Source organism: Aestuariimicrobium sp. T2.26MG-19.2B (assembly GCF_950101875.1).
GTDB lineage: Bacteria > Actinomycetota > Actinomycetes > Propionibacteriales > Propionibacteriaceae > Aestuariimicrobium > Aestuariimicrobium kwangyangense.
The window spans coordinates 1,102,404-1,124,994 of sequence record NZ_CATNLW010000001.1 but is presented as its reverse complement, the minus strand read 5'-3'; the positions used below and the strand labels follow the sequence as shown (position 1 = coordinate 1,124,994).

General features: G+C 69.0%; 19 protein-coding genes and 2 pseudogenes. 11 read left to right on the top strand and 10 right to left on the bottom strand.

The window, feature by feature from the left end; genetic code table 11:
- Positions 1-40: 40 nt before the first annotated feature.
- From QQZ11_RS04975 to QQZ11_RS04955, 5 genes are all read right to left on the bottom strand, one after another.
- On the bottom strand, positions 41-1,243 hold the full coding sequence (locus QQZ11_RS04975; RefSeq protein ID WP_284549039.1) for a TIGR04053 family radical SAM/SPASM domain-containing protein: 1,203 nt from the start codon (positions 1,241-1,243) through the stop codon (positions 41-43).
- A gap of 190 nt (positions 1,244-1,433) precedes the next feature.
- Positions 1,434-2,201 (bottom strand): anti-sigma factor, encoded by a 768-nt coding sequence (locus QQZ11_RS04970; RefSeq protein WP_284549037.1) that lies wholly within the window; start codon positions 2,199-2,201, stop codon positions 1,434-1,436.
- Complete coding sequence (gene sigK / locus QQZ11_RS04965) at positions 2,198-2,788, bottom strand: ECF RNA polymerase sigma factor SigK (protein ID WP_284549036.1); 591 nt, start codon at positions 2,786-2,788, stop codon at positions 2,198-2,200. The genes QQZ11_RS04970 and sigK overlap by 4 nt, the downstream gene beginning before the upstream one ends.
- Before the next feature lie 75 nt (positions 2,789-2,863).
- Positions 2,864-3,613: a class F sortase gene (locus QQZ11_RS04960; RefSeq protein WP_284549034.1), complete on the bottom strand. Its 750-nt coding sequence runs from the start codon at positions 3,611-3,613 to the stop codon at positions 2,864-2,866.
- Positions 3,614-3,696: 83 nt separating this feature from the next.
- Complete coding sequence (locus tag QQZ11_RS04955; protein ID WP_284549032.1) at positions 3,697-4,521, bottom strand: hypothetical protein; 825 nt, start codon at positions 4,519-4,521, stop codon at positions 3,697-3,699.
- Between the two features lie 305 nt (positions 4,522-4,826).
- Here QQZ11_RS04955 and QQZ11_RS04950 point away from each other — a divergent pair, with 305 nt between their 5' ends.
- The 9 genes and pseudogenes from QQZ11_RS04950 (at position 4,827) to QQZ11_RS04910 (ending at position 13,462) form a co-directional block, all read left to right on the top strand.
- Positions 4,827-5,426, top strand: coding sequence for an SAF domain-containing protein (locus QQZ11_RS04950; RefSeq protein WP_284549030.1), 600 nt, complete (start codon positions 4,827-4,829; stop codon positions 5,424-5,426).
- Complete coding sequence (locus tag QQZ11_RS04945) at positions 5,426-6,280, top strand: hypothetical protein (protein ID WP_284549029.1); 855 nt, start codon at positions 5,426-5,428, stop codon at positions 6,278-6,280. Before QQZ11_RS04950 ends, QQZ11_RS04945 begins: the two co-directional genes overlap by 1 nt.
- Positions 6,281-6,558: 278 nt before the next feature.
- Positions 6,559-7,788 (top strand): annotated as a pseudogene (locus QQZ11_RS04940) (CpaF family protein).
- The gene (locus QQZ11_RS04935; RefSeq protein WP_284549028.1) at positions 7,785-8,651 is read left to right on the top strand and encodes a type II secretion system F family protein; all 867 of its coding nucleotides are present in this window, start codon (positions 7,785-7,787) and stop codon (positions 8,649-8,651) included. Before QQZ11_RS04940 ends, QQZ11_RS04935 begins: the two are co-directional and overlap by 4 nt.
- Positions 8,648-9,556 (top strand): type II secretion system F family protein, encoded by a 909-nt coding sequence (locus QQZ11_RS04930; protein WP_022908980.1) that lies wholly within the window; start codon positions 8,648-8,650, stop codon positions 9,554-9,556. The genes QQZ11_RS04935 and QQZ11_RS04930 overlap by 4 nt, the downstream gene beginning before the upstream one ends.
- A gap of 103 nt (positions 9,557-9,659) precedes the next feature.
- Positions 9,660-9,908 (top strand): hypothetical protein, encoded by a 249-nt coding sequence (locus QQZ11_RS04925; RefSeq protein ID WP_157438845.1) that lies wholly within the window; start codon positions 9,660-9,662, stop codon positions 9,906-9,908.
- Between the two features lie 28 nt (positions 9,909-9,936).
- Positions 9,937-10,311, top strand: coding sequence for a TadE/TadG family type IV pilus assembly protein (locus QQZ11_RS04920; RefSeq protein ID WP_284549026.1), 375 nt, complete (start codon positions 9,937-9,939; stop codon positions 10,309-10,311).
- The gene (locus tag QQZ11_RS04915) at positions 10,308-10,742 is read left to right on the top strand and encodes a TadE/TadG family type IV pilus assembly protein (RefSeq protein WP_284549024.1); all 435 of its coding nucleotides are present in this window, start codon (positions 10,308-10,310) and stop codon (positions 10,740-10,742) included. Before QQZ11_RS04920 ends, QQZ11_RS04915 begins: the two co-directional genes overlap by 4 nt.
- A complete protein-coding gene (locus tag QQZ11_RS04910) occupies positions 10,739-13,462 on the top strand; it encodes a LysM peptidoglycan-binding domain-containing protein (protein ID WP_284549022.1) in 2,724 nt (907 codons plus the stop codon). The genes QQZ11_RS04915 and QQZ11_RS04910 overlap by 4 nt, the downstream gene beginning before the upstream one ends.
- 114 nt (positions 13,463-13,576) lie before the next feature.
- Here the strand turns inward: QQZ11_RS04910 and QQZ11_RS04905 are convergent, their stop codons facing one another.
- The gene (locus QQZ11_RS04905; protein ID WP_284549019.1) at positions 13,577-14,962 is read right to left on the bottom strand and encodes an MFS transporter; all 1,386 of its coding nucleotides are present in this window, start codon (positions 14,960-14,962) and stop codon (positions 13,577-13,579) included.
- Between the two features lie 175 nt (positions 14,963-15,137).
- On the opposite strand from QQZ11_RS04905, the gene QQZ11_RS04900 reads away from it, so the two are divergent.
- Positions 15,138-15,527, top strand: a complete 390-nt coding sequence (locus tag QQZ11_RS04900; protein WP_284549018.1) for a hypothetical protein — start codon at positions 15,138-15,140, stop codon at positions 15,525-15,527.
- 314 nt (positions 15,528-15,841) lie between these two features.
- On the opposite strand, the gene QQZ11_RS04895 is transcribed toward QQZ11_RS04900, so the two are convergent.
- A complete protein-coding gene (locus QQZ11_RS04895; RefSeq protein ID WP_284549017.1) occupies positions 15,842-16,654 on the bottom strand; it encodes a DUF4397 domain-containing protein in 813 nt (270 codons plus the stop codon).
- A gap of 208 nt (positions 16,655-16,862) precedes the next feature.
- Between QQZ11_RS04895 and QQZ11_RS04890 the strand changes: the two genes are divergently transcribed.
- The gene (locus QQZ11_RS04890) at positions 16,863-17,705 is read left to right on the top strand and encodes a MerR family transcriptional regulator (RefSeq protein WP_284549016.1); all 843 of its coding nucleotides are present in this window, start codon (positions 16,863-16,865) and stop codon (positions 17,703-17,705) included.
- Between the two features lie 47 nt (positions 17,706-17,752).
- Here the strand turns inward: QQZ11_RS04890 and QQZ11_RS04885 are convergent, their stop codons facing one another.
- From QQZ11_RS04885 to QQZ11_RS04875, 3 genes and pseudogenes are all read right to left on the bottom strand, one after another.
- Positions 17,753-20,251, bottom strand: coding sequence for an FtsX-like permease family protein (locus QQZ11_RS04885; RefSeq protein ID WP_284549015.1), 2,499 nt, complete (start codon positions 20,249-20,251; stop codon positions 17,753-17,755).
- A pseudogene (locus QQZ11_RS04880) lies at positions 20,251-21,136 on the bottom strand (ABC transporter ATP-binding protein). Before QQZ11_RS04880 ends, QQZ11_RS04885 begins: the two are co-directional and overlap by 1 nt.
- Before the next feature lie 164 nt (positions 21,137-21,300).
- The gene (locus QQZ11_RS04875; protein WP_284549012.1) at positions 21,301-22,452 is read right to left on the bottom strand and encodes a Gfo/Idh/MocA family protein; all 1,152 of its coding nucleotides are present in this window, start codon (positions 22,450-22,452) and stop codon (positions 21,301-21,303) included.
- Positions 22,453-22,591 lie beyond the last annotated feature (139 nt).

Genomic DNA, 22,591 nt, shown 5'->3' with positions numbered 1-22,591 from the left:
GGTGCGACGTCGGGGGATCGTCGCACCGCCCGCTCGCGCGTCAGCGGGTCGCTGGACCTGCGGCGGGGTGCCGGTTTGCCTGATGGACGCCCTCACGCAGCTGGGGTGGCACGTGGGCGCAGAAGGGTTCCTCGGCGAGGTGGTCCCCGGTCATCGCGTAGGCCCGGGCACGGGAGCCACCGCAGGCGTCGCGGAACCCGCAGACCCCGCACTTGCCCTTGAGCAGGGTGCGGTCACGCAGCTCACGGAAGATCGGTGACGTGCGGTAGATGTCGATGATGTCGTCCTCCCGGATGTTGCCTGCCTTCACGGGCAGGAAACCGGACGGGTACACGTCCCCGGTGTGGCTGATGAAGATGAACCCGTCGCCGTCGTTGACGTTGCGGGCGCGTCCGATGCCGTCGGACTGGGAGTAGTGCATGCCGCGGGTCATCACCTCACGCACGTCCTCGTCGGCACCGGCTCGCACCTCGGCGCGCTTGCGCTGCATCACCACCCGCGAGTACTGCGGGGCGGCGGTGGCCTTGATGTCGAAGGGGGCTGTCTTGCTGAGGTCGTAGAGCTGGTTGAAGACCTGCTCGAACTCCTCGGCCGAGGCGACGTCATCGGCCTTGGCTCGTCCCATCGGCACCAGGAAGAAGACCTCCCAGAAGACCACTCCCAAGGTGGTCATCAGCTCGGTCATGGCGTCCATGTCGGCGATGTTGGCCTTGCGGATGACCGTGTTCACCTGGGTGGTCAGACCGACCTCCTGTGCTTGTCGCAGCAACCTCAGGCCGTGATCGAACGACCCGTCGACGCGGCGGAACTCGTCGTGCAGACCGGCGTTCGACCCGTCGAGGGAGACCGCCAGTCGGGTGAGACCGACGTCCTTGAGTTCGCGGAGCAGCTCCGGGGTGGCGATGGCGGTGGTGGCCGGCGTGATGCCCATCCGCATGCCCAGCTCGGCCCCGTAGCCGACCAACTCGACGATGTCGGGACGCTTGAAGCAGTCGCCTCCCGAGAACACGAAGACGATCTGCCCGAACTCCCGCAGACGGCGCATCATGGCCTTGGCCTCGTCCGTCGTCAGTTCGAGGGGGTGGCGCAGCGGTTGGGCCATGGCGCGGCAGTGCTTGCAGGCCAGGTCGCAGGCCTGCGTCGTCTCCCAGATCGCGATGAACGGCGCCTGGTCGAAGTCGAGGTGGCGCCGCGGAGGGGCCGCCGGGTGCAGACGCTCGGGGGGTGCGGTGAGCTGGGCCATGGGGGTGAATCTACGACGTTGCGTCGTAGTGGACGAGGTCGGGCGCGGCTATGGGGTGGCAGCCCGTAAAGCCTTCAGGGACCGGTCCCGCAGGACCGGTCCCTCCCACAGCACAGCCCCCCAACCGCTCCCCCCCAGGAACGATCACCCCACAGCACAGGTCCCCCCGGACCGGTCCCCCCCAGGACCGTCAGAGTTTCGCCAGCGCCTGAGGCGTGGTGGTCGGTTGTTCCGAACCGCTGGCTGGCTCGTCCGTGACGGCGATCGCCTGTGCGCCGGGAATCCCCTCAATCCACACCTGCGTCCGGCCGCCGGAGCCAACCAGCCCGGCCGACTTCGGGGTGCCGTCGTGCATCGTCCAGATCTGCCAGGCGCGCCCCTGCTTGGGGGCCGGCAGACCGGACGCGACGAGCACGCCCTTGCCCAGTTCTCCCGAGACCACGTAGGTCAGCGGGGAACCGTCGCTGAGTTGGGTGCGGTGCACCCGTACATCGTCCGCGGCAAGCAGCAGCGTCAGATCGCGCTCGCTGGCCTGCGTCCGTTCCAGTTGTGACTGGTGTTGTTGCTGCTGGACGACCACTCCGGTGCCCAGCAGGATGCTTGCGACCATGGCCGCCGCGGCCACCAGCCAGGCCAGCCTCGCGGACGACCGGCGGCGTCCGATGGGCGTCACCGTCGCACCCGACTCACCGTGGCGCACCGCCGGCGATGACTGCTGGTCGATGCCGGGAGTCGCCGTGTTCGGCACGCCCGAGATGCCCGCCAGCACGGACGCCCGCAGGTCGGGCGGGGGAGCGGTCGCCACCGCGTCCGCCATCGTCGCCAGGCTCTCGCGGAACTCGCCCACCTCACGGCGGCACGACTCGCAGCCGAGCAAGTGGTCCTCGAACTGGGCGTGCTCCTCGGGTTCGAGGGCGTCGACGACATAGGCGCCGACCCAGGAATGGATGTCGGTCATGTCTGCACCCCCAAGGTGTCCCGTAGTCGGATCAGGCCGTCGCGGATTCTGCTCTTCGTCGTCCCCAAGGGTAGGTCGAGGGCGGTGGCGATCTGGGTCTGGCTGTACCCCCGGTAGTAGGCCAGGGTGAGGGCTTCGCGTTGGCCCTCGGGCAGTTGCTCCAAGCCCTTGCGCACCCGCTCGACGTCGAGATTGCGCTCGACGTCCGACCACACCTCGTCCACCTCGTCGGAATCGCTGAGGCGGTGCCAGCGCTGGTCGCGATCGGTCTGCTTCTGCACCGACCGCACCCGGTCGACGGCTCGCCGGTGGGCGATCGTGCACATCCAGGCCATCACAGATCCCGATTCGTCTCGATATTCGGCCGCCCGGCGCCAGATCTCCAGGTAGACCTCCTGCACCACCTCAGCCGCCAGGTCGGGGCCGCGCAGCACCCGCAGCACCAAGCCGTAGAGCCGCGAACTGGTGAGGTCGTACAACTCCGCGAAGGCCGCCTCGTTGCCACTGCTCGACCGCTGCACCAGGTCGCGAAGCACCGCCGAATCACCGCTCGGCGTGGACTCGTGGTGCGAATCGGCTCCCGGCACTGTCACCGCCTTGGTGTGTTCGCGTGGTCCGGATCCGATCGGATCCTTGGGTCGTGGCTTGGCCTTCTCCTCCCGTCATGTCGACGAGGTGAGGTCGGCCCACACGATCACATTGGAGTCGTACGTGTGCTGCGACCGATCGTACTGTCCACCACACGTGATCAGGATGAGCCGTGGCGTGGGGTCGGCCGAATACACCTCCTGGGCGGGGAAGCTGTTCTTGGGAAAGGTGCCGATCCTGCGCACGGTGAAGGTGGCGGTGGTGCCGTCGGCGCGGCTGACCGACACCTGCGTGCCGACCTTGACCTCGCCCAGCCGGTAGAAGACGGTCGGACGACGGTTCCAGGTCACGTGCCCCGCCACCACCGCCGTGCCCGGTCCCCCGGGGGTGTGTGCCCCGGTGAACCAGCCCGCCAGGTCGGGGTTGTCGGGGGTCTGCATGGCGCCCCCGTCGAGCCCCAGTGACACCAGCGACGACGAGACGCCGATGCTGCCGATGGTGAGGCGTTGGGGGATCGACTCCGTGAGCCGGGCAGTCTGGGGAGACGAGGACGGCCCCACCGTGGGCGCACTGCTCCCGGTGGTGGAGCCGGAACGCAAGGTGGTCGCCCCAGAACTTGGGCCTGAGCTGGTCGGACCCATCGACGTCGGGGGAGCCGACGCAGTGACGACCGGCCCCTCGGCGGCCACCGGAGCCGGGGGCCCCGGCTCCTGACCGGTCAGGGCGACCGCGACTGCGGTGACCCCGGCCAGAGCCATGACCGCCACCGCCGCCGCCCAGCGTGCGGGGGTTCCGACGAGGAGACGACGACGGGGTGGGGTCATGGCTCTGGACCTTTCAGGACGGACGTTCTGGGGTGCTGCTCGGGTGGTGTTCCAGCGCGGAGCGGGGGCCCGGAGGCACCGGCTCAGGACTGGCGGTTGGCGGAACGCGAGGCGCGGCGTCCGAGGGCGACGGTGGTGCCGGCGCCGGCCAGCAGCAGTCCACCGAAGGCCAGCAGGCCCTGGTGCTCGACGCCGACCCCAGCCTCACCGCCGGTGTTCACACCCGTGGGGACGGGCATCCCGCAGGTGGCACCGTCCGTGGCCTCCTCGGGGATCCCGGATACACCCAGCGACTTCGCGAAGGACGACTCGCCGAGCCCGTCCATGTCGTACTTGTCGTTGCCGTTGGCGTCGACTCCGTGCTGCACGATGTGCAGCATCGACAGGTGCTCGAGCGTGCCGGCGGGCAGTTCGGCTGCGGTCAGCGTGCGGGTGTAGCGCAGGTTGCCCTGGGCGTCGGCCACCGGCATGCGGTCGACCGCGAGGCCGCTCTTGGGCGAGGTGTCGCCCTTGGTGGTCAGCGAGATGTGGATGCCGCCGTACATGGGCAGACCCTCCTCGACGCTGATGTAGCCGTTGTTGTTGGTGTCGGCGTCCGGGCCGGGGCAGGTGAAGTGCTTGCCCGACAGGTCACCGTGGATGTGCTGGGCGTGAGGCATGCCCGGGGTCATGCCGTGGTCGTTGATCTGCACCTTGAGCCCGCCGTCGGCGGTGGGGGTGAGGACCGCGGTGCCGCTGGCGTTGCTGCCCTTCAGCGGGTCGAGGCGAATCGTGACGGCCTCGTGGGAGTGGCCGGGGTGGGCGTAGGCCGGGGTGGAGAGGCCGGCGGCCAGCGGGACGGCGAACGCCGCACCCACGGCGAGGCCGGCGGCGAGGGTGGTGGTCTTCTTTGACTTGAGAACTGACATGGTGTGTCCCTCCATCGGTGCCGCGGCTCTCCCGCGACGGTCTGATGGGGATTCGGAGCCCTCGGCGGATCGGATGGGACGGTTCGTGACTTTTCTCACCGAACTTCTCCGGACGACGGAATCTGTGGACAACTCGTGGAGGTCGCGGCAGTTGTCCACAGGTTCGCCTTCTCGCCGGATTCTTGACCCCATCGATTCGTAGCTTTCCGGTCATGGGGCAGAGCCGAGCCAGACCCACATCACCGTCACAGCGGACGGAAGACCCGTTCACGCCCTCCCCGGCGGCCGTCGGGCAGCCGGGTGCGGTGTTACGGCCGCGCCGGAGCCCCCGACTGATCGTGATCGGGGTGTTGGTGGCCTGTCTGGGCGCCCTGGGAGCAGCGGTGGCGTTCACCCAGACGACACATGCGCAGCCCGTGGTGGTGATGGTCGCCGACGTCGCCCGTGGTGAGGTCGTGGAGCGGGGAGACCTCGGGGTGGCCGAGGTCGGTGTCCCGCCGGGGGTCGAGTCGTTCTCCGCCGATCGCATCAGCGAACTCGTGGGTCGGCACGCGCTGGTCGACCTGCCAGCCGGGGTGCTGGTGGGGTCCACCTCGATCGGCACACCTGTCGCCGAGGAGGGGATGAGCCAGCTGGGCCTCAAGCTGGGCGCCGGACGACTGCCCGCCTCTCCGCTGCCAGCCGGAACCACGGTGCTGCTGGTACCGGTGCCCACCAAGGATGACGGTGGGTCGGCGGGGCCGATGCCGAATGAGGGCATCCCAGCGACGGTCGTCTCACAGCCGACAGTCCTTCCCGACGGTGCCACGTGGGTGGTCGACGTGGCGGTGGCGGACGAACAGGCGGTCAGGGTGGCCCAGCTCGCAGCCGGTGACGCCCTGGTCGTGGTGAGGCAGGAGCGCTGATGGCCCTCGTCTTGCTCGCCTCGGCAACGGGATCGCCGGGCGTGACCACGTCCAGCTTGTTGCTGGCGCTCACCTGGCCGCGCGACGTCGTGCTGGTCGACGCCGACCGAATCCCGAGTCAGGCCATCGAGTCCGGCTACCTCCGAGACCGCAGTTCGTCCTCGCCCGGGCTGATCGCGCTGGCCCAGGAGCGCCGCTCCCGCGTCAGCCTCACCCGTGCCGTCTGGGAGCAATCGGTGCGCCTCACCGACGGGGACCAACCGAGCCGCCGCTTCCTTCCCGGGTTCACCCACCCCGGGGCTTCCGACCTGTTCGCCCCAGCGTGGGAGGACTTCGCGGCGACCCTGGCCGACCTGGAGTCCGCCGGTGTCGACGTGGTCGTCGATGCGGGTCGGATTGGCTCCGGGCTGCCGACGGGCCTCGTGCGCCACGCGGATTTGGTGATGATTGCCACTCGGACGAGCCTGCGGGCGCTGGCCGCCACTCGGCTGAGCCTTCCTTCGGTCATGGAGCCGGTGGGCGAGACTGCTGCGCAGGCTGAATTCGGACTGCTGATCATCGGACCGGGCCAGCCCTACGGCGAATCCGAGGTGGCCCACCAGTTCGGGGTGCCCGTGCTCGGATCGCTGCCGCATGACGCGGCGGCTGCTGGCTTCCTCAGCGATGGCGACGGCACGGCCCGAAAGTTCGACAGATCGGCACTGCTGCGGGCTGGGATCGCGGTCTCCCAGCGGCTCGCGCAGCGGGTGGGACGTCGATCTCGGGTGCTGGGCGATGGTGAACCGCGCCCGGCGGGCACGGGTTGGGGTCTGCCCGCGGACCCCGCTGACCTCGGCGGTGGGGTGGCCCGGTGAGCCCCGACCTCAGCGAACCGACGCGTCTGGCCCTTGACCAGGCGTTGCGACGATTGCAGTCGCCATCGGCATCCCGTCCACCGACGACTGTGGTGACCGGACCAGGGGTCGGGGCGCCACCGGCAACCCACCTCGGTGTGTCAGGCGTCACGGCTGGTCGGGCGGCTCCGACGCCCGTCCGGGGAAAGGTGGCGTGGGCCGAGACCGTGGAACTGCGCCGCCGAGCCTCGGACGAGATCACGCGCCTGCTCGAGTCCGACCGCGAGTCGTCCCAGAGATTGTCCGAGGAGGATCGCAGGGCACGAGGACGATCGGTGATCCGGCAGGTCGTGCACCGCAGGGCCGAGGAGTTGGCGGCGCAGGGACGCGAACTGTGGGACGCCGACCGGGAGCAGGCCCACGTCCAGGCGGTGCACGATGCGATCTACGGGTACGGACGACTCCAGCCCGTCTTCGAGATCGCGGAGGCCGAGAACATCGAGATCCACGGGTACGACTCGGTGATGGCTCAGTTCGGTGACGGGCACCGGGAACAACTGGAGCCGGTGGCCGACTCCGACGAAGAACTGGTCGACGCCATCAGGTTCCTGGGCGAGCTGGCCTCACCCCCTCGTCCGTTCGACGACGCGCACCCCATGATGACGATCGCGGTGGGCGAGAGGTTTCGACTGCACGCCATCGGCTTCGGGCTGAGTCATCGTCCGTCGGTGATCATCCGGCAACACATCCTCACAGACGTGACCTTGGCCGAACTCGCAGACGGCGGCATGATGCCCGAGCACGTCGCTCGCCTGCTTCGTGCAGCCGTGCGCGGCCGGTTGTCGATGGTGGTCTCGGGCGATCAGGGGGCAGGCAAGACCACCTTGTTGCGCGCCCTCATCGACGCCATCCCGCAGACGGAACGTTTCGGGACGATCGAGACCGACTACGAACTGCTCACCCACCTGCAACCTCGTCGCCGCAACATGCTGGCGCTGCAGGCTCGGGTCGGCCTCGGCGAGACCCAGGACGGACGGGCAGTGGGTTCCTGGTCGGTCGCCGACCTGATCCCGGAGGCGCTCCGGCAGAAGTCCCGCCTCGTGGTCGGCGAGGTGCGTGGCAGCGAGGCCGGCGCCATGTTCGAGGCGATGATGTCCGGTGCCGGCACCTTGTCGACGACCCACGCGCACTCCGCGGCGTCCACCCTGGACAGGTTGGCGAGCAGGGTGGCCTAGGGCGGCACGGTGACGATCCCCGAGGCCTATCGCCAGATCGCGCACAACATCGGGCTGGTCATCCACGTCAGTCTGGTCGATGACACGTGGCGAGGGGGCGTGCGACGACGCCACATCAGCGAGATCCGGTCGCTGACCGGCGCCATCGAGGGCGATCGTCCGGTGACCCATCTCGTCTACCGGGCCGCAGAACCCGGTCAGCCCGAGATCTTCCACCCCGAACCGGAACTGGTCGAACGCCTGAGCCCGTTCGACACTGATTGGTCCCCACGCCGCGATGGGTCGGGCAGGTGAACGCCCTGGCAGTCGTGCTGTCGGGTGGCCTGTTCGCTGGGGGCCTGACCATGGTGGTGATGGGCCTGCTCAAGGTCCATCCGCCCTCGGTGCGGGCTGCTGCCGACGCTCCTCTGAGCCGAGCCCGACACTGGCTGAAGGGAGTGTCGCGACGAACCTGGATCGCCTCCGGTCTGGGGTTGTTGGCTGGACTCGTGGCGGCCATGGTCACCACGTGGCCGCTGATGATCGTGGTCGGACCCTTCGCTGCGGTTGGCATCCCGTGGCTCCTGACTGCACCACCCAACCGTGAACTCGAGCTGCTGGTCGCTCTTGACCGCTGGATCCGGGGGCTGGCCTCGTCCATGCCGACGGGGAAGTCGATCGCCGATGCTGTGCGTGCCACTCGTCGTCAGGTTCCCGCGACCATCGCTGAGCAGGTTGCTGTCGCAGTGCTGCGGATGGACGCTCGCTGGAGCGCGTCTGATGCCCTGAGGGCCATGGCCGACGACCTCGACTCGCCCCATGCCGATGCCTGCCTGGCTGCTCTCGCGCTGGCCTCGGAACGTGGTGGCACGGGCGCCACCGCGACCCTGAACTCGCTCGCCGACTCGATGCAGGCACGCCTTCGAGCGCTTCGTGAGATCGAGGCCGAGCGTGCCAAACCCAGGGTGGTGGTCAGGCAGGTGACCCTCATCACCATGGCCGTGATGGGAGCAGCCCTCGTCTTCGGTGGGAGCTTCTTCGAACCCTATTCGACCCCCCTCGGCCAAGCCGTCCTCGCCTTGTTGTTGCTCGCCTACGTCGGTTCGCTGGTCATGCTTCGACAGAGGACGATGCCTCCGCGCCGCGAGCGCATCCTCATGCGGGAGGGGCAGCGATGAGCGGCTGGGGGCAGTTGCCGTGGCTGGTCGTGGTGGCCTCGGGTGCTTTGGTCGCCCTCGGACTCTGCTTGGCGCTGATCGGGTTGCTGAGGAGGCCCGTTCGGCTGGGGGACGCCCTGGCCGTCTTGGACGGGGCCCCGACCTCGCGCCCCTGGGTTCCCCCGGTCAGCAGTGGTGTGGATCGCGGCGACCGGCTGGGCCACTGGGTCCTCACCCGACTGCGGGTACCGGTGTCCGAACCCACCCGGCGACTGCTCACCCTCAAGAACAGAAGTCTGAGTGACTATGCGGCCGAGAAGGCGGCACTCTCGGCGATCGGCTTCCTCGGCCCCGTGGTGTTCGGGACGGTGGCCCTGGGCCTGAGGCTCGGAGTGGGGTGGACGCCGTTCTGGGTCGCCCTCGCAGGCGCAGCGATCGGCTGGTTCGTCCCCGATGTTCGCCTCCGTTCCCAAGCAGCCCAGACCTCGTCGGACGCCTCGGAGGCCATCTGCACCTTCGTCGACCTCGTCACCTTGGAGCGGCTGGCCAACCAGTCGTCCAGCCAGGCGCTGCAGCGAGCGGCATCGGTTTCGCAGACACCCCTGTTCAGGGCCCTGCAGGCCGCCCTCGAGCGTGCCCGCCTCGAGCAGCGGCCAGCGTGGCAGGCACTCGCCCAGGTGGGGCGCGACCTGGACCTGCAACAACTCGCCGACCTCGCAGACGTGATCCGGCTCGACGAGCAGGGTGCAGCCCTCAGTGGAGTACTGCGCGCCAGGGCAGAGGAGCTTCGCGACGCCCAGTTGCTCAACGACAAGGTCCACGCCCAGGAAGTCTCGGAGTCGTTGACCATCTGGATGGTGATCCCGGCGATGGTGTTCGGGCTGATCTTCCTGGTCCCACCCCTGATGAGGTTGGTGGCGTCGTGACGTCGGACAACACCCGGACAACACCTTCGCCTGTGGATAACTGCCTGTCCGCCCCCGCCGCGTGTTCGACTGGATGCGCAGCACCACCCGAGAGGAATGCGCCATGACACTCACCACCGCCCTGTTCTGGACCATCGGACTGATGGGACAGGTCCTGACGACTGGCACCCAGGCGATGTCCACCCGCCACCCGGCGGTGCATGAGCGCCCGTCTGGCCCGGGCCGCCGGCCCGACGAACGTGGTCTCTCGCAGTCGACCGAGAACGCCATTCTGCTGGCCGGCGCCGTAGCAGTCGCGGGCATCGTGGTGGCGGTGATCACGGTCTACGTGCGCAACAAGTTGCCCCAGTGATCCCGTCCTGACCACCTCACCGCCGCTGATGCCTCACCTGTTTCCCGAGCGTGACCACCGCGGGCTGTCCGAGTCCGTGCAGTGGGCCCTGCTCGCGCCCCTGGTGCTTCTCGTCGTACTGGGACTGATCCAGACAGGGGTCCTCCTCAACGCGCGCAACACCGCGCATCACGCCGCGATGGCTGCCGCGGAGACGGAGTCGCTGCTGGGAGCACAAGCAGGGGACGGACGAGCCGTCGCCGACCGCATTCTGGCGCCAGTGGGTCTGCGCGACTCCTCGACGACCATCACCCGCTCGAATGAGAGCGTCACGGTGGTGATCAGCGGCAACGCGCCCCTGTTCTTCGACATCGGCCTGGGCAGGGTTGAGGCCCGCGCGGTGATGCCCTTGGAGCGTCCATGAACGGGCGCTCGCGACTGGCTCGCGATCGTGGGATGTCGCTGACCGTCGAGACGGTGTTGCTGGTGCCGGTGTTCGTGCTGGTCCTGATGGCGATGGTGGCCGGGTGGCGGATCTGGTCGGTTCGTGCCGAGGTGCGCCACGCCGCTGCCGCTTCTGCTCGGGCCGCAAGCCTGCAGCCTGCAGGTGCATCAGCGCGCTCGGCTTCCGAGCGGGTGGCGGAGTCGCAGCTGGCTTCGTCCTGCGACGACCCCGTCGTCCTCGTCGACACCAGCCAGTTCGGGCGTCGAGGGGGCACTCCCGCGGAGGTCACCGTCAGGATCAGCTGTCGAGTTCGGTTGGACGACCTCCTGGTTCCCGGGTTGCCGGGCTCCTTCGAAGCCACCGCCAGCGCCCACTCCAGCCTCGACCGGTTCCGGGAGCGACGACCATGAGGCTGCTGCGCGCCCTGGGCGCCTTGGTTGCCCTCACCGCCCTCCTCGTCGGAGTGCCCGCGGCCCTGTTCGCGTGGGGTGACCTCGGGGCACTGGCGCCCTCCCGCTGGGGCACGCTCTGGTCGGGTGCGGCCACCGCGGGAACGGTGATTGCCGTGGTCACGCTCGTGGGATGGGCGTGTTGGGTGTTGCTGATGGTCAGCACCGTGGCAGAGGTGGTCGCCACACTGTCCGGGGATCGAGTGCGCTGGCGAGTGCCCCTGACGGGCTGGGTGCAGCCGATCGTCGCTGGGCTGCTGGCGGCCGTCGTGGCAGGACTCCCAGGGGTGGCGTCGATGGAGCGCTTCGGCGAGCACGAGCCGATGACACCACCGTCGATCGCCGTCCCCAGCTCCGTGGCTGAATCGGACGTTGCGGCGGCCCCCGGTTCGATCCGGAGCAGTGACGCCGAACCTTCCTTGAGCAGTTCGCGAAGCGTTCACGTGGTCGCCGACGGCGAGGAGTTGTGGACGATCGCCGAGCATCGCTACGGGGACGGCCAACGCTGGCAGCAGATCGCCGAAGCGAACGGACTCACCCTCGATTCCCCGATCCTTCCCGGGATGCGACTGGTGCTCCCGGGCGATCCTCAGGCTCAGGCGGTGACTGGTCCGGGAGCCCCTCCCCAGTCGGCACCGGACCGGGTCGTCGTCCGGGCTGGTGACAGCCTCTGGACCATCGCCGAGGAGCACCTCGGTGATCCCGAACGCTGGCCCGAGATCGCAGACCTTAACCGCACCCTGATCATCGACCCGGATGAGATCGAGGTCGGCTGGACGATCGTCCTCCCACACACCGAAGAAAAGGACCCACCGAGCCCCGCCCCGATTCCGGAGGACTCCGAGCAGGACCCGCGGCAAGCTGAGCCGACAGGTACGCCTGCGCACCCATCCGCGACGTCGACCCCCACCACCATGGCTTCCCCTGACGCGACCGGCGCCGGTCAGCCACCATCGGGGAACACGGCGGCCCCAGCAACGTCGCCCGCGCCGCCGCCAACCCAGGTCGGGCCGCCCTCGGCTCGTCCGCAGTCCGAAACCGACGATGCCCCCTTGTTCACCCGCGAGCCTCTCCGCCTGCTCGCCGGTGGCCTCACTGCTGCCTTGGCGGCGGCGGTGAGCGCTGGACTCGCGGTGCGGCACCGCATCCAGAGTGACCAACGTGATCTGGGACGACGCCCGGTGCCCGCGGGGGAGTCAAGCCGTCGTCTCGAGGCAGTGTGGGCCGCCCAGGCCGACGAGGCCACAGAGCCCAGCGGCATCACGGGGACCACCGTCATCGTCGGCGAAACCCTCGACGAACAACAGCCCGTCACCCTCGACCTGACCGGCGTCGCGGTCGTCCGCGGACCGGAAGCACTCACTCGTGACCTGCTGGGCGCCGTGTGCACGTGTCTGGCGTCAGCCGAGTGGAGTGCCACCACCGAGGTGGTCGTGGTCGGACGAGGTCTGGCGTGGACCACCGCGCTCGACAGCCCCATGCTCCGGTACGCCCCCGAAGCTGCCGTGGAACTCCGTGCGGCGGCCGAACGCGCCCACCACCGACGCGTCGCGGCCGACGAACTGGATGCGGACCTGGCCGAGGTCGTCGTCTTCGCCGACCTGCTGGAGGCCGACGAACGCGACCTGCTCATCGAGGTGTTCGAGGACGCTCCCGGGATGGCCGCCGTCGTGATCGACAACCCCGGACGGACCCCGTGGACGCGACACGGATGCGTCATTCGGGTCGACGACGAAGCGACTGCGCGCGTGGGTGAGGGTGCACCGTTCGTCCCCTGTCTGGTCGGCGCCCCGGCGCGCCGGGCCCTGATCGACCTGCACGCCAGCGCCACGAGCACGGAGACGACGCGGGCGCCGTGGTGGGCCGATGATCCGCCGCCGGGCGTGAGCACCATTCACAACCCGCCCGACATCCTGGAGGAGGCCAGCATGACCGCCGTCGACGCACATCGCGACAGACCGACGTTGCTGCTGCTCGGCCCCATCCAGCTGGTCGGGACGCGTGGCACCCGACCGTCTCGCGCGGTGAAAGCCTGCGAGGAGTACTGCGGGTGGCTTCTCGAGAACCCGGGCCAGTCCAGCCAGAAGATGGCCCAGTCGCTGATGGTGGCCGAAGCAACCAGAAGGTCAAACATGAGCCGTCTCCGCGTCTGGCTGGGCGCCGATGAACGTGGTCAACAGTTTCTGCCCGAGGCCTACACGGGGCGCATCCAGCTCCATCCCGCCGTCTCGTCCGATTGGGACGAACTGCAACTCCTGATCCAGGCCGGGGTGAACCGCACCCCCAGCCAGGCGTTGGTTCAGGCACTGCAACTGGTGAGGGGTGAGCCCTTGGCCGACGCCGCTCCCGGGTTGTGGCACTGGGCCGAGCAGTGGCGACGCGACATGATCGCCACCCTGCGCGACATCGCGTTGGTGCTGGCGCAACGCAGCTTCGACAGTGACGACCTCGATGCGGCCCGGTGGGCGCTCAAGCGAGGGCTGGCGTGCGCACCGACCGATGAGTTGCTGTTGAGCATGATGATCCGCGTGGAACACCGGTTGGGGAACCGCGGTGAGGCGGAGCGGCTCGTGATGTTGGTGACCCGTCTGGCCCGGACCCGCGGTTACGACCTGCGAGTCGACACCGTGATGCTGATCCAGGAGGTCATGGAGGGGCGGATCCGGGCCCGGAAGGCCTGAGCCGTTCCCTCGCAGACTCTCCACTAACCCCCTGACTCCGCCACCGCTACAACCGGGCAGTCTGTCCCAAAGGTGAGAGTTTGTGGGTGGTGGGGGAGGGCGGCGGATCCGGCGTCAGGCCGGCTCGGCCCTGGGCTCCTCCGCCACGGTCACGACGGGCGCAACCTCGTCCTCGACCGGCTGCTGTTCCCCAACCAGGCTGCCCGATCCGTGCTGGCCGACGTCAAAGGCCTCGCGGCCACCGGTTCGTCCGGTCTGCCACCAGAACCACACCGCGAGCAGCAGGTACGCGACGCCGGTGCCGATGAACACCAGGTGGCTGAACCCGTCGGCGGGCAACACGAAGATCGCCAATGCTGCGGCCGCCACGATCGCGGCGTTGAAGAGCATGTCGTAGATGACGAAGACGCGGCCCTTGTAGTTGTCGTCCACATGGATCTGGCAGACGGTGTCGACCACGATCTTGATCGACTGCGCGAACAACCCGATGCCGAAGGCGGCGATCAGCAGTGTCGTCCGGTGGAAGATGGATCCCGGAATGGCCTGCATCACGGCGCTGCCGAGCAGCAGCATCATCAAGGTGGTGCGCAGCCCGAACCGGTGGGCCAGCGGGGGTACCAGGACGGCCGAGAGCACGAAGCCGACGCCGGTGAACGCACCCCACAGCCCGATGTCTGCCATGGCGGCGTTGACCTGCTTCACCGTGTGGAAGTAGTTGCGATACCCGAGGATCACGCCGACCGAGATCAGTCCGAAGCACATGCGGGCGACGAAGATCGTGGTCAGCCCGATGCCGATGGGGGCCTGGTGGCGGATCACCGAGAGGGCTTCGCGCAGGTCGGGCAGCACCCGTTTGACGCTCGGGCGGGACTGCCCCGGTTCGGGTCCGAGTTCGTGCTTGCCGAAGCCGAAGGCCAAGGCCACCGAGGTGCAGAACATCAGCGCGGCCACGACGAAGACGATGGCGTCAGCCTGGTGGGTCTGCATGTAGCGGGGGGCCAGGGCGACCCGAAGCCCGCCGGCGATGGCGCCACCGATCAGCACCCCAGTGGGGCCGATGGTGGGCATGATCGAACTGGCGGTCAGGTACTCCGACTTGTTCACCGTGTAGGGCAGGCCGGCGGTCAACCCGGCCAGCAGGAAGCGGTTGGCGCTCATCGCCACCAACAGCAGCCCGAACATCACCGCCTGAATGCGGAACGATCGATCTCCGGTGAACACCAGCGCGGCCAGGCTCAGGGCGATGGTGGCGCGCAGGGCGTCGGTCCAGACCACCACCCGCTGGCGCGACCAGCGGTCGAGCACCACCGAGGCGAAGGGACCCAGGAACGAGAAGGGCAGCAGGGTGATGGCCAACACCGCGGCGATCGCGACCGCGTTGGGTTGCGACTGGGGGCTGAAGAGCACGTAGCTGGCCATGCCCACCTGCAGGGTTCCGTCGGAGGCCTGGGTGGCGATGCGCACCGCCAGCAACCGCTTGAACTTGGGGTGCCGCGCCATGCGCTGGATGCTGCGCCAGAAGTGCACGGGCTTCCTCGGGTGTGAAGGGTGGGCAGGGGTCGATCTGGCGCCAGCCTAGCCGCGCTCCAGACCCCACCCGCCCCCGCGCGTGAGCTCAGCGGAAGGTGCAGGGGTTTCCCGGGGGAGGCTCGGCCCACGCCGGTAGGCTCGGGGCATGAACCAGCGCCGGGAGGATGCGAAGCTCCGCTTCGAACTCAGCCAGGGCCAGGCCCGCAGCGAGGCGGTGGCCGCCCAGAAGTTGATCGACGACTTCGTGGCCACCTGCGTCGAACGAGGCATCGCTCCCGAACCGTTGAAGGCCCGGCTGATGACCGGGCAGGTGGTGAAGACCGACCGCAAGGGTTGGTACATCCGCGCCAACAAGTCGCTGGCCATCGGCGACGGCGGGGAGTTCTACCAGCTCACCGTGCCCGGGTCGATGCTCGAGCGACTGCGTGGGGTGAACCTGGAGCCCACCCAGCCTGTGCTGGTGGTCAATCGAGGCGGACGAGACGGTGACGCCGGCGACCTCGCCGACTTCCTGGCCTGGCGGCTCGCCAACTGAGGCTCCCCACCTGGGCCTCTTCACTGGTGGACCAACTCGTCCCAGGACGTGCACCGGGGGACTGCTGGTCACCCCCAACAGCCCCCCGGGCGTCTGTGCAGCCTGTCAAGGAGCCACTGCACCGTGTCTCACTTCAAGCTTGTGACAATGATGCATGTGGTCTCAGCTTGCGTCAAGGATTGCGGCAGTGTTGCCCGCCACGACTTCACCGGTTCTGCGTCTGCGACAAGCCATTTCCCTCACGGTCAGGGCTTTCACGCGGCGAAGCCGTGACTGAGTTATTCTCAGCCACGGCCTCGCCGGGGGGCGACCTGTCAGTTGCGGACGGCCGAACGGGTGCGACGCAGGGCGAGTGCTCCGACGAACGCGACCATCACGGCCGAGGCGACGATCGGCAGCACGTTGCTGGTGGGCTCGTCCGCCACACCGGTGTGGGGAAGTCCGCCGCCCATCAACGTCACCTGCTGCACGGCCAGCGCCAGGTTCTTGCCTTCGGCCGAACCCCACGCGTACACGATGGTGTTGTGGCCCTGGCTCAGCTTCACGTCGGCCGGGCCGATGGCCACGGTGTCGGTTCCGGCGAGCACGACATCGGCCGAGACGGTGCCGGGAGCGAGGTCGAGGGCGGCCTGCTTCGGGTTGACCAGTCCGGGGACGACGACCTTGCCGCCTGCACGAACGTCGACGGCCGGGGCGGCTGCGACGTGACGCACCGTCAGCCGGGCACCCTTCGACGAGGCGCTGGTGTCGTTCGCGAAGGCGGTGAGCACCGGCTTGCCCATGGCGTCGAGGTGGGCGACGAGGGTGAGGTTGGCTCCGGCGGGAACCTGCAGGCCCTTGGCCTCGATCACCGCTGCGGCGGTGGCGGGATCGCCGGCCTTGACGATCTTGATGTCGTAGCTGCCGGCGGGCAGCGCCTGCGGCTCGGTCAGGGTGCCGGGCTTGAAGTTGGTGAGCAACGGCTTGCCGTTGGCCCACACGTCGACGGTGGCACCCGGCACGGCGTGCAGCACGCTGACCTGCGAGGTCTGGGGTGAGGAGTGGGCCGCCGGTGAGGTGAGTGCCATCCCCAGGATGGCGAGCAGGGTGGCGCTGAGGGCCGCCGCGACTCGTCGAATGGTGTGCATGGGAGTCTCCTTGGAAATCTTCTGGGTGGGTCGGTGTGGGTGGATCGATCTGGCGAGGGGTCTGGTCCTCCTCGACCGCTTCCCCGTGTCGTCCATGTTGCGCAGACCTCGACAACAAATCTAGACAAGCGGACGTTTTGTCTAGCTTTTGGTGCTGGTGACCCTAGGCTTCGGGGTGGGCCGGGGCTCAGCCGGCGGAAGGACCACCATGGACGCACCACACTCCATCGGCGACGTGGCTCGGGTGACCGGCCTGCCGATCGCCACCCTGCGGGCCTGGGAGACCCGCTACCGCGTGGTGGAACCGCACCGCCACGACAGCGGCATTCGTCGCTATGACGACGAACAGGTCGCGCGCCTGCGTCGCATGCGCGACCTGGTCGAGGCCGGTATCCCTCCCCGCAAGGCGGCCCAGTTGCTCGACACGACCAGCGGCACCATCCCGCCTTCTGGGCTGCTCGACCACGAGGCGCTGCTGCGCTCACCCCGCGACCCCCAGACCCTCGAGGCACTCATCGACCAGCAGTTCGCCCAGGGCAAGGTCGAGACGGTCATCGACCAGTGGCTGATGCCCTCACTGCGCCGGGTGGGGGAGGCCTGGTCTGCCGGTGACCTCGACGTGGCCACCGAGCACCTGATCAGCGCGGCCGTGATGCATCGGCTGGCCGCCTTCTACGCTGCCGCCCGCGCCTCGGGCCCCAGGGTGGCGGTGGGGCTCCCCGCGAAGGCGCGCCACGAACTGCCCGCCCTGGCGCTCGCCCTGTGCCTGCGCCGCCTCGACGTCAACGTCATCTACCTCGGGGCCGACGTGCCCGCGCAGAGTTGGCAGGTGGTGGCCCACCGCTATCGTCCTGCCGCCGCGGTGGTGGGCGTCGCGACCGTCGCCGACGTCGACTCGGGCCAGCAGGCGGTGCGCGCGTGTCACGCAGCCGGACTGCGGCACGTCTTCGTCGGTGGACGAGCCGCCGCCGGCGTGGACGAGGCCATCACCCTGCCCGGCACGCTCTCGGACGCGGCCGCCGCCATCGCGGCGACGGTGGCCAAGGCCTGAGCCCTGACCACCGCCTGCCTGCTGTTCCTGATGGGAGTCGACTCCGATCAGTCGGCCGCCAGCGCCTGCGTGGGAGCAGCGTTCGCGGCACGTCGTCCCGGAAGGATCGATGCCAACGAGGCAGCCACCACGGCGATGGCGATCAGGGCGAGCGTCTGCCACGGGTCGATCGCGAAGTCGAGCCGGCCGGCGTCGACACCCGCGGCGCGGAAGATCGAGCCCACCCCGAGCCACGCGAAGAAGCTGCCCGCCACGATGCCCACCACGACACCGACCAGCGCCAGCGCCACCGCCTCGAGCCACAGCATCAGTCGCAGCTTGGCCTTGTGCATGCCCAGCGCCCGCAGGAGGGCCGACTCGCGGGTGCGTTCGATCACCGAGAGTCCCAACGTGTTGGCCACGCCCACCAGGGCGATCAGCACCGCCACCCCCAACAGCGCGGTGGCGATCGTCAGCAGCACGTTCAGCACGCGGTTGATCACGTAGGCCTCCATGGCCCCACCGCTCAATGACAGGTACTGGCCCTCGGACTGCGGCAGCGTCTGCAGTTGCAGCATGGTGCGGGCGAAGTTGTCGCGGTCGACCAGCTTGATCCACGTGGTCATCGGCTTGGCGTTGGGCATCAGCTGGGTCAGCGTCGATTCGCTGACGACCAGCATCATCGGGCCCGCCGCGTTGTTCTTCTGCACCGTGAGCGTGACCGTCCGACCGCCGACGGTGAAGGTACCGGTGTCACCACCGAACTCGTCCTTCACCTGGGCGAGGGTGCTGTTGTCGACCAGCGCGGTGCCCGCCGGGATGCTCGCGGGCAGCGTGCTGGCCACCTGGCCGGCGTCGGAGTTGGCCCCCACCACCATGAACATGTTGCCGTTCTGGGTGGCGATGGGCCCCCCCTTCAGGACGGCGGCGTGGCTCACCCCCGGGAGGGCACCCAGCTTGTCCTGCACCTCGGTGCTCAGACCCTCGGGTGAGGTGGCGCTGACCTGCAGGTCGACCGGGTAGCGCTGGTCGATCTGGTTGATGGCGGTCGTCCGGACGCTGGCCGTGGCGACCTGCAGGGTGACGATCAGTCCCATCGCCAGCATCAGCGCGACGGCCGTGGCCGCGGCCCGGTTCGGGTTGCGGGAGGCGTTCATGGTGGCCATCCGCGCAGTCGGGCCGGTGAGGCCCGTCAGCTTGCCCAGCCCCCGGATCAGCCACGAGACGTACAGCGGGGCGGCCGCGAGCACCGCGACCGCGATGAAGGCGGCGGCAGCCACGGCATAGGCGACGGTCGTGATCGCCTGGGTCGTGTTGGTGTCGGTGTTGACGCCCTGGCTGAGGGAGAGCGCCATGAAGCCGATCCCGATCAGCAACAGCACGCCACAGATGACGGCCCGCACGATCGACACCTTCTTCACCGCGTCGGCGGTGAGCACCGGCTGCAGGGCCTCGAGGGGCTTGACCCGCGAGGTCTTCCAGACCGGCACCAGCGCGGCCAGCACGGTGATCAGCACCCCGACGCCCACCTCGATCAGCAGTTCGACGGGCGGGAATCGCAGCCCCCAGTAGAGGGAGCCCGTGAACGCCGCCCCGGCTGCCGCCAGCCCGGCGCCGGCGGCGACACCGACGACCGATCCCACCAGTCCGGTGACGAGTGCCTCCGCCAGCAACTGGCGTCGCACCTGGCCGGTGCTGGCGCCGACGGCCCGCAGTAGGCCGATCTGACGTCGTCGTTGGGTGATCAGGATGGTGAACGTGTTCGAGATGATGATCATGCCGACGACCAGCGCGATACCCGCGAACACCATCAGGAAGGTGCGAATCGCGTCGACGCCCTGGGTGAGCTGGGTCAACTGGTCATCCATGTAGGCCTGCTTGGTCACGACGTGGTCGCGTACCTCGCTCGGCACGGCGGCCTTGACACGTTCGGCGACCTGATCGGCCGAGGAGCCCGGGTCGGTCTTCACCAGGACCATCGACGGGTAGGCGTTCAGGGCGGTGGCCGCGGCCGGCGCGAGGTAGCCCAGCGGCATCAGCAGGCTCTTGGGGTCGTCGGTGATGCCCACCAGGGTCAGCTTCTGCTGGCCGTTGAAGGTCACCGTGCCACCGACGGAGAGCCCGAGCTTCCTGGCGATGTCGTGGGGCAGGGCCAGTTCGGTGGCCGACTGCGGCCATCGTCCCTCGTCGATCTTCGCCCAGCGGAAGTCGGGGCCGGTGAGCACCAGCAGTTGCAGGTAGGCCACCGTCTCGCCGTTGTCGAGGGTGCCTCCGGTGGAACTGACCGGCTCGGCCGCCTTCACGCCCTTGACACCCGCGACCGTGGTCGCCAGTGCCTTCGCAGGGGCAGCGGGGTCGGTTCCCTCCGCCTCGGGGGGCGGCACATAGCTGATGACCACGTCGGAGGCCGTCACCTGGCGGTTCAGTTGGCCGCCCAGACCGTTCTTCTCGGTGGCCAGGTAGATCGAGGTGCCAGCCATGAACGCCACCGAGATCGCGATCGCGATCAGGGTGGCCACCATGCGGCCGGGGTGCTGCCGGATCTCGGCCAGCGCGTTGCGGAACATCAGCGCTCCAGGGTGGCCAGCGCGTGGGTGACCTGGTCGACGTCGGGGTCGGTCAGGTCGTCGACGATGTGCCCGTCGAGCAGCACCAGCACCCGGTCGGCGTAGGCCGCCGCCTTCGGGTCGTGGGTGACCATGATGATTGACTGCCCCAGGTCGTCGACGGAGCGGCGCAGGTAGTTGAGCAGGGCCGTGCCCGTCTTCGAGTCGAGGGCACCGGTCGGTTCGTCGGCGAAGATCACGTCGGGACGAGTGACCATGGCCCGGGCGATCGCCACCCGCTGCTGCTGCCCGCCGGAGAGTTCGGACGGACGGTGGGTGAGGCGGTCGGTCAGGCCGAGCGACTCCGCGAGTTGGGTCACCCATGCCTCGTCCGGTTTGCGGCCGGCCAGGTCGAGGGGGAGCACGATGTTCTGCCGTGCCGTCAGCGTCGGCAGCAGGTTGAAGCTCTGGAAGACGAAGCCCAGCCGGTCGCGGCGAACATTGGTCAGCTTGGAGTCGGGCAGCCGGTTGAGTTCCTCACCGGCCAGGAAGACCTGCCCGGCGGTGATGCGGTCGAGCCCCGCCAAGCAGTGCATCAGGGTCGACTTGCCCGAACCGGAGGGACCCATGATCGCGGTGAACGACCCCCGCTGGAAGCTCACCGACACCCGGTCGAGGGCCACCACCTGGGTCTTGTCGGTGCCGTAGACCTTCACCAGGTCGCGGGCCTCGGCCACCACCGAAGGGGTGAGGGACGACCGGGCTCCCGGCTGGCCCGCCACGGGGCCGAGGCCCGGGGCGGGGCTGGGACCAGTCGTGGGGACGGGGCTGAGGGTGGGGGACATCGCCCGGCGGGCGGGGGACTGCTCCTGGGTCACGGGTGTGCCTCTCTCTGGCTGGTGGCACCCGTCAGCCTAGGTGGCGGCCGTGGCAGCTCGACAGCCACCGGGGGTGGTCTCGTGCCAAGTCAGGTCTACGACCGGGGTCCTACGACCCCCCGGGACCAACCCGGTCAGCCCCGATCCCGAGCCCCGACCCGAGCCACTCGGCGCACACCGATCTCGGGCGCGTCAGCCCTTCGCCGGCTGCACGTCGACCGGCACACCGTCGTGGCGCATCGACCAGGCAGCCGACACGCCGGTGGCGACGGCATTGCGGGCCGCGGCCGAAGGCACCCGGGTGTGGTCGATGCGTCCGTAGGCGTAGTCGAGGAACTCGGAGATGATCTTCTCGTCGGCGTCCAGGTGCCCCCCGAAGTCGCCCGTGATCGGGAACTCCTCATCGGCCTCGTAGGCCATGTTCACCCGACGGTTCCACAGCTTCACGACCCCGCCCTCGCCGTCACCGAAGTTCTCGATGCGTCCGAGGTCACCGATCACGGTGTAGTTGCGCCAGTAGTCGGGGGTGAAGTGGCACTGCTGGTAGCTGGCGAGGATCCCGTTGTCGAGCATCATGTTGACCTGCGCCAGGTCTTCCATGTCGAGGTCGGCGTTGAGTCCGGTCAGTTCACGCGGGGGCCAGTTCGTCATGGGACGACGGTCGACCCAGTCGAGCCCGTGCGAGGGTTCGCGGTCGACGGTGTCGCCGAAGACGGCCAGACGCCCGAAGGCCTGCACGCGGCGGGTGTAGCCGCCGGCCAGGTAGTGGATCACGTCGATGTCGTGGGCGCCCTTCTGCAGCAGCAGGGTGTTGCCGTACCGCTGCTCGGCGTGCCAGTCACGGAAGTAGGCGTCGCCGCCGAAACCGACGAAGTGACGGCACCAGATCGCCTGCACCGCACCGATCCGGCCCTCGTCGATCAGCTTCTTGAGGATGCCGATCACCCCCATGAAGCGCATGTTGTGACCCACGAACAGCCGGGTGCCGGTCTCGTCGGCCAGTCGCAGCAGGGCGTCGGCGTCCTCGGTCTGGATCGACATCGGCTTCTCGAGGTAGGTGGTGACCCCGGCCTTGAGCAGGGCGGACGCGTGCTCGAAGTGAACCGCGTCGGGGGAGGTGACCAGTGCTCCGTCGAGAGGGGTGCCCAGGTGCTGGCGGGTGGCCAGCAGGTCGGCGATGGTGTCGTGCACCCGCACCTGGTCGCCGAACATCTCGCGGGCGCGCCGCTTGCCCGACTCGAACGGGTCGACCACGTCGCTGACCACCGAACGTGGGTCGACCTTGGAGATCACCTGCCCCAGGTATGACCTGTCGCCGGCCCCGATGATCGCGAACTCACCCACGGTGTGACTCCTTCTCGCTGCGTTTCCCTCAGCCGATCACACCGCAGCGGCGCTGACAACCACTCGCTCAGGGCAATCGGTGTCGCGGGCCGGTCGCGGTTGCGGGTGGCGCATCGACATCGCCCTGGCTCCGACACTC

What these genes read in the sequence shown, in the direction of transcription:
- QQZ11_RS04975 (WP_284549039.1), bottom strand. Translation starts at nt 1,243, where the DNA reads ATGGCCCAGCTCACCGCACCCCCCGAGCGTCTGCACCCGGCGGCCCCT.
- QQZ11_RS04970 (WP_284549037.1), bottom strand. Translation starts at nt 2,201, where the DNA reads ATGACCGACATCCATTCCTGGGTCGGCGCCTATGTCGTCGACGCCCTC.
- QQZ11_RS04960 (WP_284549034.1), bottom strand. Translation starts at nt 3,613, where the DNA reads ATGACCCCACCCCGTCGTCGTCTCCTCGTCGGAACCCCCGCACGCTGG.
- QQZ11_RS04955 (WP_284549032.1), bottom strand. Translation starts at nt 4,521, where the DNA reads ATGTCAGTTCTCAAGTCAAAGAAGACCACCACCCTCGCCGCCGGCCTC.
- QQZ11_RS04945 (WP_284549029.1), top strand. Translation starts at nt 5,426, where the DNA reads ATGGCCCTCGTCTTGCTCGCCTCGGCAACGGGATCGCCGGGCGTGACC.
- QQZ11_RS04930 (WP_022908980.1), top strand. Translation starts at nt 8,648, where the DNA reads ATGAGCGGCTGGGGGCAGTTGCCGTGGCTGGTCGTGGTGGCCTCGGGT.
- QQZ11_RS04925 (WP_157438845.1), top strand. Translation starts at nt 9,660, where the DNA reads ATGACACTCACCACCGCCCTGTTCTGGACCATCGGACTGATGGGACAG.
- QQZ11_RS04920 (WP_284549026.1), top strand. Translation starts at nt 9,937, where the DNA reads ATGCCTCACCTGTTTCCCGAGCGTGACCACCGCGGGCTGTCCGAGTCC.
- QQZ11_RS04915 (WP_284549024.1), top strand. Translation starts at nt 10,308, where the DNA reads ATGAACGGGCGCTCGCGACTGGCTCGCGATCGTGGGATGTCGCTGACC.
- QQZ11_RS04910 (WP_284549022.1), top strand. Translation starts at nt 10,739, where the DNA reads ATGAGGCTGCTGCGCGCCCTGGGCGCCTTGGTTGCCCTCACCGCCCTC.
- QQZ11_RS04905 (WP_284549019.1), bottom strand. Translation starts at nt 14,962, where the DNA reads ATGGCGCGGCACCCCAAGTTCAAGCGGTTGCTGGCGGTGCGCATCGCC.
- QQZ11_RS04900 (WP_284549018.1), top strand. Translation starts at nt 15,138, where the DNA reads ATGAACCAGCGCCGGGAGGATGCGAAGCTCCGCTTCGAACTCAGCCAG.
- QQZ11_RS04895 (WP_284549017.1), bottom strand. Translation starts at nt 16,654, where the DNA reads ATGCACACCATTCGACGAGTCGCGGCGGCCCTCAGCGCCACCCTGCTC.
- QQZ11_RS04890 (WP_284549016.1), top strand. Translation starts at nt 16,863, where the DNA reads ATGGACGCACCACACTCCATCGGCGACGTGGCTCGGGTGACCGGCCTG.
- QQZ11_RS04885 (WP_284549015.1), bottom strand. Translation starts at nt 20,251, where the DNA reads ATGTTCCGCAACGCGCTGGCCGAGATCCGGCAGCACCCCGGCCGCATG.